We start from the raw sequence: 807 nt of genomic DNA, 5'->3' as shown, positions 1-807 counted from the left end.
ACAAGCGTAAAGACGGTCTCTGTGCATGAAGAAAACATCCGCAACGCGATGGAAGAACAGGAAGTGGGCGGAAGGCAAATACTGGATTCCATAGGCCGCCTGCGGGACATAACCGCCTCGGTTAAACAAGGATCCAATGACATGACGGAATCGGGCACAACTCTGGTAAATGACACGAACGAATTTATAAAAATAAGCCAAGACGCGGTAGAAGGCATGAACGAGATTCTTACTGGCATTAACCAGATAAAAATCTCCGTAAACCATGTAAATGATATGAGCTTGAACAACAACAGAAACTTTGAATCCTTAAAACTTGAAACTGATAAATTTAACAATACTACCGGCAATGAAAAACCAAAAATTCTTCTGGTAGACGACGACAGTATCCATCTGGATATGGTGGAAGCGGTATTGCAGACAAAATACGACATACATACGGCCCTTTCTGGTAAAGAGGCACTTGACCTGTTCTATCAGGGGCTTGTTCCCCAATTAATATTACTGGACTTAATAATGCCGGACATGGACGGGTGGAACACATACAGCAGGATAAAGGCGATAGGCGAACTTCACGATACCCCGATAGCGTTATTTACGTCTTCAGGCGATCCGAACGACATGAAAAAAGCGCAGGAAATTGGGGCGGTTGATTACATCAAAAAACCCTTTGACTCGGCCGATTTGTTAAGTAGGGTGGAAAAAATCTTGACAAAACAAAGCAAAACATAATATTATTAACAATGTTCATGATTTTTTCCAAAAAACCGCGATTTTTCAACGAAAAAGTAAGATTTAACAATATAC

Annotated in this window: 1 protein-coding gene; it reads left to right on the top strand. The window is 41.3% G+C overall.

What is annotated here, in order from left to right; translation table 11 throughout:
* On the top strand, window positions 1–732 hold a 732-nt coding region (locus ACYVTD_RS14590), incomplete at its 5' end, for a response regulator (protein ID WP_461248442.1).
* Window positions 733–807 lie beyond the last annotated feature (75 nt).

The organism is Treponema sp. R6D11 (genome assembly GCF_054786075.1).
Note: the sequence above shows the minus strand (reverse complement) of the source record. Positions and strands in the feature narration are given on the sequence as shown.